Below are 14,459 nucleotides of genomic sequence, written 5' to 3'. Positions count from 1 at the left end.
GCCAATCTCTCCGCAAAATCACGCGGCAACTGTTCCAAAAATCCGGACGACGGACACCTCTATGACTGAGATCGATAACGCTAACCGGTTTGACCCCGACATTGCTGCCATGGACCTTGGCTATCACGAGAAGGCTGGCCTTCAGGTTTATCGAAACTACACCCAGTCGTTCGATAAACGGGCTATTGAGTTATTTGTAGCAACTCTTAATGGACTCCCATTCGACACAGCTGATCTCGAATGCTTCACGTCACTCTTGGTGACTGAAGAAGCGCGCTTCCTTCCAATCATCACTTGCGCCTTTGCTGATGACCTGTTGTTGTCCGCATTCAAGCACGCCCTCCCCGATTATGTTCCCGGAGGAAAGAAGAATATGTTCGGCGGCTACGGCCCGCTCTCTAGCTTCTCCCAGCGCATCAAGCTGGCGGTGGCTTTTAACGTGGTGTCGTCGGATTTGGCGCTGGATCTGGATAAGATACGTATTGTTCGCAATAAGCTCTCGCATTCTTGGGACACCTCCGACTTCAATGTGCTTTTGAAGGACACCAAACTTGCGACCATTGAGCCTATTGAAAGCTACCTGGCCGAACTGGAGCAGTTCGACGATCTGATTGCACAACTCGACGAAGTAAAAAAGCTGCGCTTGCGGCTAGTCTGGATAGTGAGCCGTCTGGCTTATGAAGCCCACGCCTATCACCGTTGCAAAGAAGCCAACCTAAACCCGTCGAAAGCTCTGTACGGCGACCCTGCGCCCGATTGGCTGCGTTCGGTGGCGAAAATTTCTCTCGATGCAAGCAAACGAATTATGGACGCGAGCGCATAGGAGGATGTGGCCCGCGGAGCCATCGGCGCGAACGTCAACTATCCTTACGCGGGGAGCAAAAGCCGACCGTCCGCTCCCCGCCCAATATCGACCTTGGAATGCGTCTACCCCAGGCAACAAGCCTCTATCCTCAAACTTGTCGAAGTCGTCACTGCGATTTCCTGCCAGTATTCACTTTCTTACGATATTCCTAAACGTGTCACGGGTCTGCTCGCTGTATGCTTGCAATCCGCGCCCCTTAAACAAAATCCGCGTGTCGGGGGTTCGAGTCCCTCCTGCGCTACCAATCTTAGAATGTCCGACCCGGAGACATAGGTAACAGCTTTGGACTGCACCCCTGAACTGAGTCAGTGGAACAGGTTACAGTTCTCTGTAAGGAGAATTGATGTTTCCGATAGAAAAGCCCGGTAGTTTCAGCCGGGATTTCAAGCTGAAAATCGTCGAGCGTATGGAGGCCGGCGTGCCGAGAAAGTGCCTCCCTTAGTGCCCTTCAGTTTCACTTGCTGTGTCAATCCTGCGCTCACGAGCCAGCGTGCTCAATCCCATGTCATCAAGAATAGCGTAGATTGCCGGAAGCACGAATAGAACGATGAGAGCGGCTGCAAGCAGACCGAACACAAGGCTTGCCACCAGCGGAATCAGGATTTGTGCCTGAAGACTGGTTTCAACAAGGATAGGCAGCAACCCGGCGACAGTGGTAAGCGACGTTAAAAAAATGGCGCGGAACCGGGCACGTGCGGCGCGTGATGCCGCCTCGGCAACTGTTCGCGATGTACCGTGTTCGCGTTTGACGAAATCCACCAACAGGATTGAGTTATTCACCACCACCCCGGACAAAGCGACGTAACCAAGCATACTGGGCATAGAAAAATCCAGGCCCATCGCCATGTGGCCGAAAACAGAGCCGGTCAGGGACAAGGGGATAATGAGCATCACCACAATTGGCTCAATGTAAGAGCGGAACAGAAAGCTGAGCAGCAAAAACACCCCTACAAGACCGATCAAAAATCCCACGAGCATGGACTTTTGCGTTTTGCTCGCCTCGGCGTTTTGCCCTTCAACATCGAGCATGACGCCGGGATAGCGCTCCAAAAGCTGCGGCACAAAACGCGTCAACGTATCGCTGACAATTGCATTTGCATTGGCGACACGGGTATCGATTGTGCCCTGTACGGTGACAGTACGTACCCCGTCTTCACGGTTGATACGGCTAAAACCCTGACCCATTTCAACATCAGCAACCACAATCAGCGGCACAAACGAACCATCGGCGCGCGCAACAATAAAATCGTCAAACTGGCTGAAACTGCTTCGGTTCTCGGCGGTGAATTGCGCGGTGATTTCCAACAATTGGCCCTTCACCTGCATTTCACTGACCGTGGTGCCAAAATAGGCTGCCCGAAGCTGGTCAGCAACCATTGCAGCAGTGATACCCATGGGGCCGGCCGCGTCATTGAGCCGGATGCGCAACTCGCGTTTGCCGGGGCGCAGATCGTCAAGCACAGAGGTTACGCCCTGATACTGCCAGATCCAGTCCTGCAACTCGACCGACGCGGCCTTGAGCGCTGTCAGATCATCGCCCTTGAGGCGCATGTCGATGGCAATGCCCGCCGGGCCGATGGTTGCCTCGGCAAATTTCAGGCTGAGCACGTCCGGCACCAACCCTACTGCCATGCGCCAACGCTCCATGATCGCGTCCGGGCGGCTGGTGCGTAGCGCCGAAGGCAATAGATCGACGCTGATCGTCGCCACATGAGCGCCCGTTTCAAACGCATCGCGGTTCACTCCATAAAGAACCGACACATGCCGGACCAACACCGCCCCGCCTGGTTGACCAGGGGTTAGCTCGGCGTTCACCGTTTCCAGGCCTGCCGCCAAGGTTGCAACGACCTCCTCGGTCCGTGACAATGGTGTCCCCTGCGGCAACAGAACCCGCGCTACGATGGTGTCGCCGTCAAGCTCCGGAAATGCAGTAAATTTCAGATAGCCGCCCGCGAGCATGGCTACCGCCACAAAGAGAACGGCAAAACTCAACCCCGCCGTGGCATAGCGCCAGCGAATTGTGAAATCGACAAAAGGCCCTACGACGCGGTCTTTCAACCAGTTCATAGCGGTTTCGACACGTGCCCGCATCCCATGCGGCTTCATTGGCCTTTCAAGGCTGTGAACGAGATGATGCGGCAGGATCAGGAAGGCCTCGACAAGCGACACCACCAGAACTAAAAGCATGACGACCGGCACTACGCGAAGCACGGCCCCCAGATCACCGGACAAGAAGGCCAGGGAGCCAAAAACCATGGCCGTTGTGGCAAAGGACGCCAGCACATTGGGAAACACTTGGGTGGCACCCTCAACCGCAGCTTCAAACGCGCTCAGACCCTTTTCACGTAACCGCGCAATATTTTCGGCAATAACGATGGCGTCATCCATCAGCAACCCAATGACAATCAACAGCCCCAGCGTCGTCATCAGGTTCAGCGAGTAGCCGACCAAACCCATCAGTGCAACACCACCCATGAACGCCACCGGCAGTCCCATGGCGACCCAGAATGAGAATCGAAACCCGAAGAACAGCCACAGCACCAGAAACACAAGACCGAGCCCCTGCAAACCATTCACCACAACCAGTGTCAGACGTTCGCGCACCACCGAGGCGGCATCGGAGGTTATCTCCAGTGTTACACCCTGCGGTGACTGTTGGCGCTCAGCTTCCAGGAACCCATTCAGCGCATCGACGATACGCAGAGAGTCCTCAGCGCGTGTCTTGGTGACATCCAACACGGCAGCCAATTGTCCATCAAACAAAATCCTGTCGTCGTCCTGCGCGAATTGCTCGGTAATCTCTGCAATATCACCCAGTCTGACCTGCCCGCCTGTGGCAGAGGAGCGAACAACCAACGCTGCCAAGTCGCTGCGTTCCCGGCGTTCGTCATCAACCCGTATCAACAGGGTCTCCATTGAGGTTTCAATACTACCAGCGGGTAGATCAAGGCTGTTTGCCTGAACCGCTCGGCTGACGTCCGACACGGATATGCCAAATTGCTGCAAGGCTGCAGCGTTCAGTCCGATCCGCAACTCGCGTGTGGAAAATCCGGTGATGTCCACTTTCGGTATGCCCCCCCAGCGGAGCATCCGCGTGCGAACTGCCTCGGCGTAGTCCTTAAGATCTGTCCGTGTCCCGGGGCCGGTTATGGCGACGGAGGCAACAAAATCGGTTTGGCCGAGTGGCTTGATCCGAGGTGCCTCGGCGCGATCCGGAAAATCAGAAATCGCTTCAACTTCGGATTTCACATCAGCAACAAAAGCCTGAAATTCTTCACCTTCGCGCATCGTGATGACGACACGAGCTGATCCTTCACGCGCCTCGCAGGATTGCCTTTCAAGACCGGTCACAGCATCAAGGGCGCCCTCGAGCCGCTCGCAAAGTGCGCTCTCGACATCTTCCGGTCGAGCGCCGGGATAAGGCACCGTCACTTCAACCTCGTTCAAACCGGCACGCGGAAATGTTTCCCGCAACAAGCTGGGACCGACGAAGAGCCCCACTGCCAGAAACAGGATCATCAAAAGGTTGGCAATCGTTGGATGGCCGGTAAAAAACCTGATCATTCCATGTCACCGGTGGTCGCCAGATGCGCCATCAGCGCAGCATCCTCGGTCACTGCCAGCAACATCCCCGCCATAACCGGACTTGGCGCGCTGACAATGACGCGCTCACCGGGTTGCAGCCCATCGGAGATCACAGCAATCTCACCCTGCACAAATCGTGTGCTGACATTGACCAATTGCAGCCGGTCATCAGCGTCGGCGAGCATTAATTGTTCGTTCCGCAGAGCACTTCGCGGCACCACCACCCCTTCAACGGGCGGCGCAGTCATTGCCACTTCAACAAACATTCCTTTGGTAAGCGGCGGGCGACTACCCGGCTCTGCGCTGGTATAGGGCGTGTCCACCCGCACGATCATCCCGAGCGTGCCGGTTTTCTGATCGATCGTGTCACTGATACGGTCAACTGTCGCGGGCCACTGCAGAAATTCCGACCCCAAACGCAACCTCACTTTTGCGGTGAGACCAAGTCCCCGCATGACCTCCGTCATCGCAGACGGATCAAGAGCAAAAGCCTGCGTGTCAGGTTGGGTTGACTGCACAAGAGTTCGCAGTTCGGCGACTGATACCTGCGCATCAATTTCAGCCGCCTCAATCCCGTCGAGCAGCGCAGCGGTTTGGCCCGCGCGCACGAACTGCCCGACTTCTACGGAGACTGACGCAACCCGTGCTGCGAAGGGCAGTGAGAGTTGTGTGCGCTCCAAATTCAGCCTGGCTGTATCGAGATTGACCTGATAGACCGCGATTTGTTCGGCCTGAACGGCATGCTGCGTTGGCAACAATGCAAGCGAACTTTCCACCGACAGCACCTTTTGACGCTGCGCCAGATGGGCCGCCTGTGCGGTGTCCCGAGAAGATTGCGAAACCGTACCGCCTGCGAACAGGGTTTCAGCCCGCTCCAGATCAGCAGTCTTCAGGGCCAGCGTTTCCTTTTCGATGGCAAGCGCCGATGATAGATTTTCCCGGGATACAGAGAGTTCTGCCAGTTTTGCTTCAGCAGCGCGAATATTGGCCTGAATCTGGGCGATTGCGAGATTGAAATCCGCTTGCGCCAAACGCAGAAGAACCGAGCCTGCGGGAAGAATGGCACCTTTTTGCAGCGCAGGATTCACATATTCCGCGGTGCCGCCAACCTGGGCAATCGCCTCATAGGTCCTCGCTGGATGGACAATCCCAAACCCCGTCGCCAATGGCGCTACCGCTTGGCTCCGAGCGATCACCACCCGTACCGCGGTCGCCCGCTCGGCTAATTTGTTGCGCTCTGGTGCCGGACGATAGACCAGAACAAGGGCAACAACAGCCACGCCGAGCAAAATGATAGGCAGCGTGACCAAGAGCAGCTTCAGGCCATTTTTCATGCATTTCCCTCCAATTGTGCGAAGCCCGATAGCAGTAAATTCAACAATCGTTCTCCATCTTGCATCAGCACCTCCGGATCACGTGTCAGCAACATTCGCAGTACCAGGCTTTGGATTATTCCCAGAATGAGCGTGCTCGCATCGTTCGGATTCAAGTCGCGGCGAAATATCCCTTGCGCCACTGCCGCTGCTACATTGCGGGCCAATACTTTGCGGAAGTCGGCCATTGTGGTTAGCATCTGCGATCGCAATGCACCATGCGCGTCCGTCTTGGCACGCATGACCATGATTTCCGGCAATGCCGGATTATCCCGTACCAACTGCAGGTGCTCCATGACCAGCAAGCGCAGACGAGCATCGGGGGTGAGCTTTTCCGTTTCGGCATGGGCAATATTCTTTGCGACACGGGTGGACAGATTATCGGTCACCGTCAGCCAAATATCCTCCTTGCGGGGGAAATGCTTGTAGACGGCGGGTTGCGTCAGCCCCATTCGATTGGCAATCATGCCTGTGGTTACCTGATCGGGCCCGACCTCGAATGCCAGATCCAAAACAACCCGCGAAATCTCCGCCTTCCTGTCCTGCGCTGTTTTCCGCATGCTCATGCATTGCGCTTTGAACGGCACAAGGCAAAGGCAATCGCCGCCCAGAAGCCGGTACGAAGCACAAGCGCGCCAACTGTACGCATTTCAAAAGGTCCGCCGGCGAAAACGTGAAACGCAAAAGGAATGGCCATCAGTGCGGTCGCCAGCGCAATAAGTCCAGAAAGGTGACATGCCCACCTGTAACCCTGCCAAATACCTATCGCCGCAGCGATATACAGAAATCCGGCGGCGAAATTGAACCAGACGATGTAATCCACATAGGCGCCTGCCATTTCCTGAGACATGACAGGGCCGAAAAGAACACTGCCGGCCGAAAACAGTGTCATCAAGCCAAAGATCAGCGCCACAATGGAGGTGATCCTAAGTCCAATTGAGGTATCAGGGCTGTGTGCTGGGTGAGCGTTCATGATCTTTGTACTCCGCAGGGTCAGTTGCTGGTGATATTTTAAGTTATAGATATATAACCTATTATTGACATCGCAAGTACGCAATTTGAAAGTTCGTCGCAATTGTGCAGATTTCGATCCTTCTGCTCCGGTCTAAATCGGCGCGTCGAATGCAGGGCGTTTTCTCTTCCTACCAGATCGGGAGGGGTTTGATCTCCACGGAGCCCGCCGATTCAATCGAGATTTATCATTTGTGCGGCCACACGGAACGTCGCTTCAGCATCGGGAGGAAATCTGAAGGTGGTGAGAAACTGATCGACGCGAAAGCTGGGCAGCGTGTTGCGGATTGAAGCCGCGATGATTTTTGCCTCTTCGACGCGGCCGGCAAGCGCCAGGCAATGCGCCGCAATCGCCAGGATCATGATATGGGCATTGGGTCTTGCGGCGGCTTTGAGGGCCCATTCCGCAGCCTCATCAAAATCACCGAGACGGACATGTGCCAGTGCCCGCGCGCCGAGCATTCCAAACAGCAACGGATCGAACGGGCTGAGATTGCGCGAATGGTCGGAGGCGGCAATCGCGGTCGCCGGATCTCCCGACTGCGAATGCACAAAGGACAGCGCATAGTGGCCGAGGGCAAAATTGGGACTGAGATCCACCGCCTGCTCCAGTTCGGCAATCGCCTGGTCCTGATATGGGCGCAGCCACATCGCCCGCCCCATCGCCCAATGCGCAGCCGGGTCGCGATCATCGGCAAGAAGGCTGCGTGCGGCGGCCTCATAGGCAAGGTCTGATTCCCGCTCGCGATCCGCCCAATTCTGGAAGGCATTTTGCCAATGGGTAAAAGAGATGCCCGAATAGGCTCTGGCAAAGGTCGGATCCGCCTCGCTCGACAGCCGGAAATAGTGCTGCGCCCGTTCATTTTCGGCCTTGGTGAACCGATACATGTGCCACAATCCGCGGTGATAGGACTCCCAGGCATTCAGGGAACTGGGAGGTTTCAGGATCGCGCGGTTCTTTTCAGCGGTCTCGATCTCACTGGCGATAGAAGCGACGATGGTGTCGCCGATCCTGGTCTGAATCAGGAACGCCTCTGCCGGCTTCAGGTCAAATTCGTCCGCCCAGACGATCCGCGCCGTGCGCGCTTCGACCAGTTCGGCGGCAACAATGATGCGGTCCGGATAGCGGCGCACGACCCCGCTGGCGACATAATCGACATTCAGGCTTTTTGCCGCGTCTTCAGCACCGATCCCCCTGGCCGACAAGGCAAACACTGAACCGCGCGCAATGACGAACAGGCTGCGCAATTTGGCCAATCGGGTGATGATGTCATGGGTCAGTCCTTCCGCCAGACCGACGCTGTCGTCGTGTCTGCCAGGTTCCTTGAACGGCATCACGGCGAGTGACGCGCGCTGAGCCTCACGAGTGTCCCGTTGAGCGCTGCGGTCCGGCTGCTGAAGCGCTGCGGACAGCAGCGGCGTTGCGGCCGTCGCGCCTGGAAATGTGGCCGGCTGGGGGCACATTTCGCGCCAGGCCCGGCGGATCGGCTCGAACTCCAGATCCTCAGTTTCGAAAAGCCGGGCAACGGCGCTATAATGCTGGTCGGCCTCGCCGGGTTGATCGCTTTGCATCAGTGTTCTGAGAAGCAGGATCTGCGCACGCGGATCAAACGGCGCAAGTGCGGCCCACCGTTCGACGGCTGCGCCGACTGCTTCGTCGCCCTCGGGAAGCTGCTTGACCAATTGTTCCAGCATAGCGGCATGGCAGACCCGGTAGCGCCTGCGTTGTGCGGTCAGCCAGTGGTCCAGTTGCGCTGAGCGGTGCAGATCGAGGCCTTCGAGGAAATCACCGCTGAACAGCTCGCAAAGCTGGTGCAACCGCTCCGCACCCAGCGTGCCGAGACCGGCCTGCGTCGCCGTTTCGATCTGCACCGCGTCCACGAACCAATCGCGGAGATCGAGCGCGATCGTATCACCCTGTGCTGTCACGCTGCGACGCGTGGGATCGTCCAGCACTGATCTGAGTTTGCTGAGATACCAGCGCAATTCGCCGCGCGGATCGCTGGCCACATCGCCCAGCAGTTCACACAGCCGGCTGCGGCCAACTGGATGCGGAGCAAGGGCCAGATAGGCCAGCAGCCCACACAGCTTGCGCGAGCGCGGCAGTGTTATCTTCGAACCACCGCGGATAAGCCGCAGCCGGCCCATCATCAGTATCGTCAATCCGGCGGATGGCTCGCCGGGAGGTCCAACCAGAGTTTCCATGCGCGTTTCCACGGTTCCTACAACCTGCCTGCCCATGGAAGGAGCATAGCACATCACTCGACCGGCACCGTCCGGTTTCCTGCGCCCGCCTCGTCTGCGCAAGAAGCAGATCGGCTCCTGCCATGAGGTGCGGGGACATAAAAATGGTTCAGAAATGGAGAAAATCATGACTAAATTTCACAATCGTCGGACAGCCTGGCCGGTCCTGGCCGGCATGCTGGCAACCACGGCCCTGCTTGCCACATCGGCATTGCCCGCCTTCGCCGATGGCGACAAACCTATGGTGGTCGCGGTTGACGAGATCACGTTCACAGACGGTCCACCGACATTGCCGCAGGGCGCGCAAATTGCGGTTCTGCAGGGCCATCCCGGGAAGGAAGGCGCGTTCGTCATCCGGCTGAAATTTCCCGGCGGTTACAATATTCCACCGCACCGGCATCCCGAAGAGGAACATGTCACGGTGATCTCGGGCGGTTTTGGGATGTCCGTTGGCGACGTGCATGACCGCAGCGCTGCGGGGCTATTGGCCCCTGGCGGTTTTGTGCGTATTCCCGCCGGTCAGCCCCACTACGCCTGGAGCGATGCGGAAACGGTGGTCCAGATCAATGCCATGGGCCCGTTCGGAATCGAATATATCGACACCAAGGACGATCCCCGGATCAAGTAATTTGTGTATGATCGGACTTTATGTGCTGTCGCCGCACCACCAGCATTTCCTGCAATGCGGCGACAGCGCACCAGATTGGACACTGGCATCTTCATCAACTTCAACAAGAAGGAAGCTCCTCATGCATTCCAATACACAGATCCGTTCGACAGTCGGCAGAGGCCGCCTGTTCGGCGACATACTGGACACTATCGGTGACACGCCGGTGGTCCGGATCAACAATATCGGCGTCAGCCATGCCGAGATCTATGTCAAGGCCGAGTTCTTCAATCCGGCCGGATCGGTCAAGGACCGCCTGGCGCTGAACATCATCGAGGATGCCGAGCGCAAGGGCGTGCTGAAGCCGGGGCAGACGGTGATTGAAGCGACCAGCGGCAATACCGGAATCGGCCTCGCCATGGTCTGTGCGCAGAAAGGCTATCCGCTTGTGGTCACAATGGCCGACAGCTTCTCGATCGAACGCCGCAAGCTGATGCGCTTGCTCGGCGCGAAAGTGGTGCTGACCCCGCGCGCAGAAAAAGGTTTCGGGATGTATCAAAAGGCGGTTGAACTGGCCGAGGCCAATGGCTGGTTCCTGGCCCGGCAATTCGAGACAGAGGCCAATGCCGCGATCCATGAATCAACCACCGCACGCGAGATCATCAATGATTTTGCCGGCTCCCGCCTCGACTGGTTCGTCACCGGATATGGCACCGGCGGCACCGTCACCGGCGTTGGCCGGGTGTTGCGCCGCGAACGGCCCGAGACACGCATTGTGTTGACCGAACCCGCCAATGCGCAGTTGCTGGGCAGTGGAAAAATTCAGGAACGAACAGATGATGATGCACCGGCGGCCAGCCATCCGGCATTCGAGCCGCACCCGATTCAGGGCTGGACGCCTGACTTTATTCCATTTGTCCTGCAGGAAGCAGTCGACGCCGGACTTTACGACGAGGTCGTCCCGGTGGCGGGTGCCGAGGGCATAAAATGGGCCAGGGAACTGGCAATGAAAGAAGGCATATTCGCCGGAATTTCTGGCGGCGCGACCTTTGCCGCCGCGCGCCGGATCGCCGAAACTGCTCCGGAAGGTTCGGTCATTTTATGCATGCTTCCAGATACCGGCGAGCGTTACCTTACAACGCCGCTGTTCGAAGGTATCGAGGCCGAGATGGATGCCGAGGAGCAGGCGCTGTCGCGCTCGACCCCCGGCTTTCAGTTTGCTGCGTAAACCCAATACAGGCGGACATTGCCATGAACGATCTGCCAATGGCTCCGGCGGAAAGTCTCGACCCGGCTGATTGGACGGAAGTTGCGGAACTTTCCCATCGCATCATCGACGACGCCATCGCCCATTCGCGTGACGTCCGCAAACGCCCTCCCTGGCAGGAGATGCCGGAACAGGTGCGGCAAGGTTTCGATGGTCCCTTGCCGCGCACACCGCTTCCTCTTGCGGACGTTTATGAGGAGGTCGTGCATAGCGTGATGGCCTATCCAATGGGCAATGTGCATCCGCGATTCTGGGCATGGTTCATGGGATCGGGCAACTTCACTGGCGCGCTGGCAGACTTTCTGGCGGCGGTTCAGGGCTCCAATCTTGGCGGCGGCAGTCATGCCGCCGTCCTTCTTGAAAACCAGGTTATCGCCTGGTGCAATGAGATTGTTGGATTTCCGGCGACCGCCAACGGAACCCTGGTCAGCGGCGGTTCGATGGCAAATCTGATGGGCCTTGCCGTCGCGCGAAATATCAAGGCCGGCGTCGACGTTCGCACATTGGGGGTCGCGGCCATCGCCAGACCGTTGCGCTTTTACAGTTCCGACCAGGTGCATGATTGTCACCGAAAAGCGCTGGAGGCGCTTGGGCTTGGCAATTGCTCGCTGCGCCGCATTCCTACGGATTGCGACTTTCGCATCAACATTGCCGCGTTGCGGTCAGCGATCGCAGAGGACCGTGCTGCCGGTTTTCAACCCGCCTGCCTGATCGGCAATGCCGGCACGGTGAATACCGGTGCCATAGACGACCTTGAGGCTTTGGCGACCCTCGCCCGGCAAGAGGATCTGTGGTTCCACGTCGATGGCTGCATCGGCGCCCTGCTGGCAATTGCGCCAAAAAATGCGCACCGGGTGGCCGGTCTGCAGCGCGCCGATTCTGTGGCGCTCGATCCCCACAAATGGCTGCATGCTCCGTTTGATGTCGGATGTGTTCTGGTCCGGGCCGGCACAGCGTTGCAGGATAGTTTCGCCACCGCCCCGGAATATCTGGAATCAACCCAGCGCGGACTTGCTTCGGGCAGATGGCTTCACGAATCCGGGCTGCAGACCTCACGCGCTTTCAGGGCGCTGAAGGTCTGGATGGCGCTGAAACAGCATGGCATCGAGAGATTCGGCCGGCTGATCGACCGCAACATAGATCAGGCGCAATACCTCGCCGGGCTGATCAGCGCCCATCGGCAACTCGAAGTCGCGGCCCCCCCCCCGGCAGCGGTATAGTCTGCTTCCGATTTAACCCCGGCACCCGTTCCGCCGCCGCCCTCAAGGCGCTCAATGTGGAGCTCATGCTGCGGCTTCAGGAAGAGGGCATCGCGGTGATCTCCGACACCACGCTGAACGGAAAACACACACTCAGAGTGGCGATCTGCAATCACCGGACCCGCTTTGAGGATCTGGATATTCTGGTCCGCGAAACAGTCCGGATCGGACAAACACTGGCAGACGACCAGGCATAGGCTCATTCCCGGATTGCCGATCCTGCCAGATTGCAAAAGGCGTTTTTGCATGTCCGGACATTCCGATACCTGCCTTCCGAGCCGTTCTGTTGGTCCCTGTTAACTTGAATCACCGTGAATGATCCGCTTTCGATTCAGATCATTTGATGTTTCAATGTAGGCATGAAACGCCCTCCAGGGCGCGGGAAGACTTCCCGCCGGGCGAATTTTACCGCTCAAACGAAATGGTTTTTGTATCTCACTTCTTATTGTTTTGTGCTTTCGATTTTACGCAGATAAAGTTTGGCCCAATGTGACTTTCCTGACGACCATCCGCGTTGTCGGGACCAAGGCAGTTGAGGGGGCGTTGGGAGCAGAATGGACGCAATCAGCTTCCTTGATTTTGAGGTGCGGCCGTCGATCCGCCAACTGACCAAGCGAGGCCAGTCTGTCGCGATTGGCGCCAGAGCCTTTGATTTGCTTTTATGTCTGATCGAAAACCGTGATCGCGTGATGGGAAGAGACGAGCTTTTCGCGCTGGTCTGGGAGGGAATGGCTGTCGGCGACAACAATTTGAATGTGCAGGTGTCGACATTGCGCAAACTGCTCGGCGCGGCTGCAATCGTCACGGTTCCCAAGCGCGGCCTTCGCTTCGGGATGGACGTTATTCATGAACCTGCTGAAAGGTTCGGGCCGCAGTTTCCTGCATTGCCGGACAAACCTTCCGTCGCGGTACTGCCATTTCTTGATCTTGGCGACGATCCCAGTTTCGGGCAGTCATTATGCAGTTGAGCCATTCGGTTCACCGCCAACAGCACACTGGACAGGGTATGACCAAGCCTCCGGCTCCTTCAACTGTCGATGACGCCATCGGCGATCGGTGCACACTTAGTCTGTGAGCTGCCGCCCAGGGGCCACTGATGTGGCATCCGGCATATTCAGGGCATTATTTGTGCTGGACCATGTTAATGAAGTGTGTTCGGCAACGCGACCAAATTGGAACGCTTGATGACCACTCTACCTGACCCATTCACGCACCTTCCCGAGTTGCGCGACAAGATCAACGATCCCTTCAAATCCTTTTTCCGCGATTTCAAAGTCAAGGAGATTTTTGAGCGTCATCCTGAACTGCTCTGGGTTCTTGATGAACTCCACACCGATGCGCAGCGCGATGTGTCACGCAAAGACATTCTCGATGCGCATGGCAACGGCGATCTGTGGATTTTTGCCTATGGCTCGCTGATGTGGGACCCCGCCTTGCAGTTTGCCGAAGTGCGCCGTGCGGTGGCTCCGGACTATGCCCGCCGCTTCATCCTGAAAGACATATGGGGCGGACGGGGAACGCGCGAAATCCCTGGCCTGATGGCAGCGCTTGATACCGGACAGGGATGTGAAGGCCTGGTCTATCGCGTGACACATGACAACATCGAAACCGAAACCGAAATCCTGTGGCGGCGCGAAATGATCGGTCCCGGCTATCTGCCGCGCTTCATAACCGGGCTGGTGGATGACAGGCCGGTTCGCGCACTTGCCTTTGTAGCGGATTATAGCGCTGAAGCCATGAAACCTGAGCTGACCCGCGCTGAGCAGATCGCCTATTGCGCCACCGGGACTGGTGTACTCGGCACTAGCCATGAGTATCTGCAAAACATCGTCAAGCAGTTCGCCGTTCTTGGCGTTGTCGATGAGCATTGCACAGCGCTGCTGCGTGACGTTGAGGATTTCATGCAGGCCGATTCAACGATGGCGACGGAGCTGCAAAATGACAGATCAAATCCCGTTCTTTGATGGTCACAATGATTTCCTGTTACGCCTGATGTTCACGCCGGGGCCGCGCGAAAAACTGGTGCGGTCAGAGGCTGGCACCGGCAGTTTTGCATAGGTCCCGACGGGCGTTTTCGTGGCAATTCTGCGGTGCCGGGTCGCATATACGAACTAATCGCAGAGCGTCTGGAGCAATTGGCCTGATCCGGGGCTGATGCTCCCACAAGCGGTGCAGAGAATGCCTTTGCTGTCCATGGTTTCATCATCGCTGTTTCGAGGCCTGAAGGCCTCACACCGGATCTGCAACG

Annotated in this window: 13 protein-coding genes; 8 read left to right on the top strand and 5 right to left on the bottom strand. The window is 57.4% G+C overall.

Translation table 11 applies throughout. The features are described 5' to 3' along the window. Nucleotides 1–61 precede the first annotated feature (61 nt). Nucleotides 62–823: a hypothetical protein gene (locus tag RAL88_RS15015; protein ID WP_306264663.1), complete on the top strand. Its 762-nt coding sequence runs from the start codon at nucleotides 62–64 to the stop codon at nucleotides 821–823. A gap of 480 nt (nucleotides 824–1,303) precedes the next feature. Here RAL88_RS15015 and RAL88_RS15010 read toward each other — a convergent pair whose 3' ends face one another. From RAL88_RS15010 to RAL88_RS14990, 5 genes are all read right to left on the bottom strand, one after another. Next, on the bottom strand, nucleotides 1,304–4,429 hold the full coding sequence (locus RAL88_RS15010) for an efflux RND transporter permease subunit (RefSeq protein ID WP_306264661.1): 3,126 nt from the start codon (nucleotides 4,427–4,429) through the stop codon (nucleotides 1,304–1,306). Continuing rightward, the gene (locus RAL88_RS15005) at nucleotides 4,426–5,784 is read right to left on the bottom strand and encodes an efflux RND transporter periplasmic adaptor subunit (RefSeq protein WP_306264659.1); all 1,359 of its coding nucleotides are present in this window, start codon (nucleotides 5,782–5,784) and stop codon (nucleotides 4,426–4,428) included. The genes RAL88_RS15010 and RAL88_RS15005 overlap by 4 nt, the downstream gene beginning before the upstream one ends. After that, nucleotides 5,781–6,389, bottom strand: a complete 609-nt coding sequence (locus RAL88_RS15000) for a TetR/AcrR family transcriptional regulator (protein WP_306264657.1) — start codon at nucleotides 6,387–6,389, stop codon at nucleotides 5,781–5,783. The genes RAL88_RS15005 and RAL88_RS15000 overlap by 4 nt, the downstream gene beginning before the upstream one ends. After that, on the bottom strand, nucleotides 6,386–6,880 hold the full coding sequence (locus RAL88_RS14995; RefSeq protein WP_306264656.1) for a hypothetical protein: 495 nt from the start codon (nucleotides 6,878–6,880) through the stop codon (nucleotides 6,386–6,388). Before RAL88_RS14995 ends, RAL88_RS15000 begins: the two co-directional genes overlap by 4 nt. 128 nt (nucleotides 6,881–7,008) lie before the next feature. Then, the gene (locus RAL88_RS14990; RefSeq protein ID WP_306264654.1) at nucleotides 7,009–9,039 is read right to left on the bottom strand and encodes a transcriptional regulator; all 2,031 of its coding nucleotides are present in this window, start codon (nucleotides 9,037–9,039) and stop codon (nucleotides 7,009–7,011) included. A gap of 166 nt (nucleotides 9,040–9,205) precedes the next feature. Here RAL88_RS14990 and RAL88_RS14985 point away from each other — a divergent pair, with 166 nt between their 5' ends. From RAL88_RS14985 to RAL88_RS21720, 7 genes are all read left to right on the top strand, one after another. Next, nucleotides 9,206–9,706, top strand: a complete 501-nt coding sequence (locus RAL88_RS14985) for a cupin domain-containing protein (protein WP_306264652.1) — start codon at nucleotides 9,206–9,208, stop codon at nucleotides 9,704–9,706. A gap of 121 nt (nucleotides 9,707–9,827) precedes the next feature. Beyond that, nucleotides 9,828–10,913: a cysteine synthase A gene (cysK, locus tag RAL88_RS14980; RefSeq protein ID WP_306264650.1), complete on the top strand. Its 1,086-nt coding sequence runs from the start codon at nucleotides 9,828–9,830 to the stop codon at nucleotides 10,911–10,913. A 23-nt stretch (nucleotides 10,914–10,936) separates the two neighbouring features. After that, nucleotides 10,937–12,172 (top strand): pyridoxal-dependent decarboxylase, encoded by a 1,236-nt coding sequence (locus RAL88_RS14975; protein WP_306264648.1) that lies wholly within the window; start codon nucleotides 10,937–10,939, stop codon nucleotides 12,170–12,172. 65 nt (nucleotides 12,173–12,237) lie between these two features. Beyond that, nucleotides 12,238–12,408 carry a hypothetical protein gene (locus RAL88_RS14970; RefSeq protein WP_306264646.1) on the top strand — a complete coding sequence of 57 codons (171 nt, stop codon included), beginning with the start codon at nucleotides 12,238–12,240 and terminating at the stop codon, nucleotides 12,406–12,408. 357 nt (nucleotides 12,409–12,765) lie between these two features. After that, nucleotides 12,766–13,179 carry a winged helix-turn-helix domain-containing protein gene (locus RAL88_RS14965; RefSeq protein ID WP_306264643.1) on the top strand — a complete coding sequence of 138 codons (414 nt, stop codon included), beginning with the start codon at nucleotides 12,766–12,768 and terminating at the stop codon, nucleotides 13,177–13,179. Nucleotides 13,180–13,395: 216 nt separating this feature from the next. Beyond that, a complete protein-coding gene (locus RAL88_RS14960) occupies nucleotides 13,396–14,175 on the top strand; it encodes a gamma-glutamylcyclotransferase (RefSeq protein WP_306264641.1) in 780 nt (259 codons plus the stop codon). 90 nt (nucleotides 14,176–14,265) lie between these two features. Next, a complete protein-coding gene (locus RAL88_RS21720; RefSeq protein WP_371932185.1) occupies nucleotides 14,266–14,355 on the top strand; it encodes a hypothetical protein in 90 nt (29 codons plus the stop codon). Nucleotides 14,356–14,459: the final 104 nt, after the last annotated feature.

The sequence above is a fragment of the Pararhizobium sp. IMCC3301 genome, from assembly GCF_030758315.1.
In the GTDB taxonomy this organism is placed as follows: domain Bacteria; phylum Pseudomonadota; class Alphaproteobacteria; order Rhizobiales.
The sequence above is the reverse complement of the archived record's forward strand: the minus strand, read 5'-3'. Positions and strand labels throughout refer to the sequence as shown.

What these genes read in the sequence shown, in the direction of transcription:
- RAL88_RS15000 (WP_306264657.1), bottom strand. Translation starts at nt 6,389, where the DNA reads ATGAGCATGCGGAAAACAGCGCAGGACAGGAAGGCGGAGATTTCGCGG.
- RAL88_RS14970 (WP_306264646.1), top strand. Translation starts at nt 12,238, where the DNA reads ATGCTGCGGCTTCAGGAAGAGGGCATCGCGGTGATCTCCGACACCACG.
- RAL88_RS15005 (WP_306264659.1), bottom strand. Translation starts at nt 5,784, where the DNA reads ATGAAAAATGGCCTGAAGCTGCTCTTGGTCACGCTGCCTATCATTTTG.
- RAL88_RS14960 (WP_306264641.1), top strand. Translation starts at nt 13,396, where the DNA reads ATGACCACTCTACCTGACCCATTCACGCACCTTCCCGAGTTGCGCGAC.
- cysK (WP_306264650.1), top strand. Translation starts at nt 9,828, where the DNA reads ATGCATTCCAATACACAGATCCGTTCGACAGTCGGCAGAGGCCGCCTG.
- RAL88_RS15010 (WP_306264661.1), bottom strand. Translation starts at nt 4,429, where the DNA reads ATGATCAGGTTTTTTACCGGCCATCCAACGATTGCCAACCTTTTGATG.
- RAL88_RS14965 (WP_306264643.1), top strand. Translation starts at nt 12,766, where the DNA reads ATGGACGCAATCAGCTTCCTTGATTTTGAGGTGCGGCCGTCGATCCGC.
- RAL88_RS15015 (WP_306264663.1), top strand. Translation starts at nt 62, where the DNA reads ATGACTGAGATCGATAACGCTAACCGGTTTGACCCCGACATTGCTGCC.
- RAL88_RS14985 (WP_306264652.1), top strand. Translation starts at nt 9,206, where the DNA reads ATGACTAAATTTCACAATCGTCGGACAGCCTGGCCGGTCCTGGCCGGC.
- RAL88_RS14975 (WP_306264648.1), top strand. Translation starts at nt 10,937, where the DNA reads ATGAACGATCTGCCAATGGCTCCGGCGGAAAGTCTCGACCCGGCTGAT.
- RAL88_RS14990 (WP_306264654.1), bottom strand. Translation starts at nt 9,039, where the DNA reads ATGGAAACTCTGGTTGGACCTCCCGGCGAGCCATCCGCCGGATTGACG.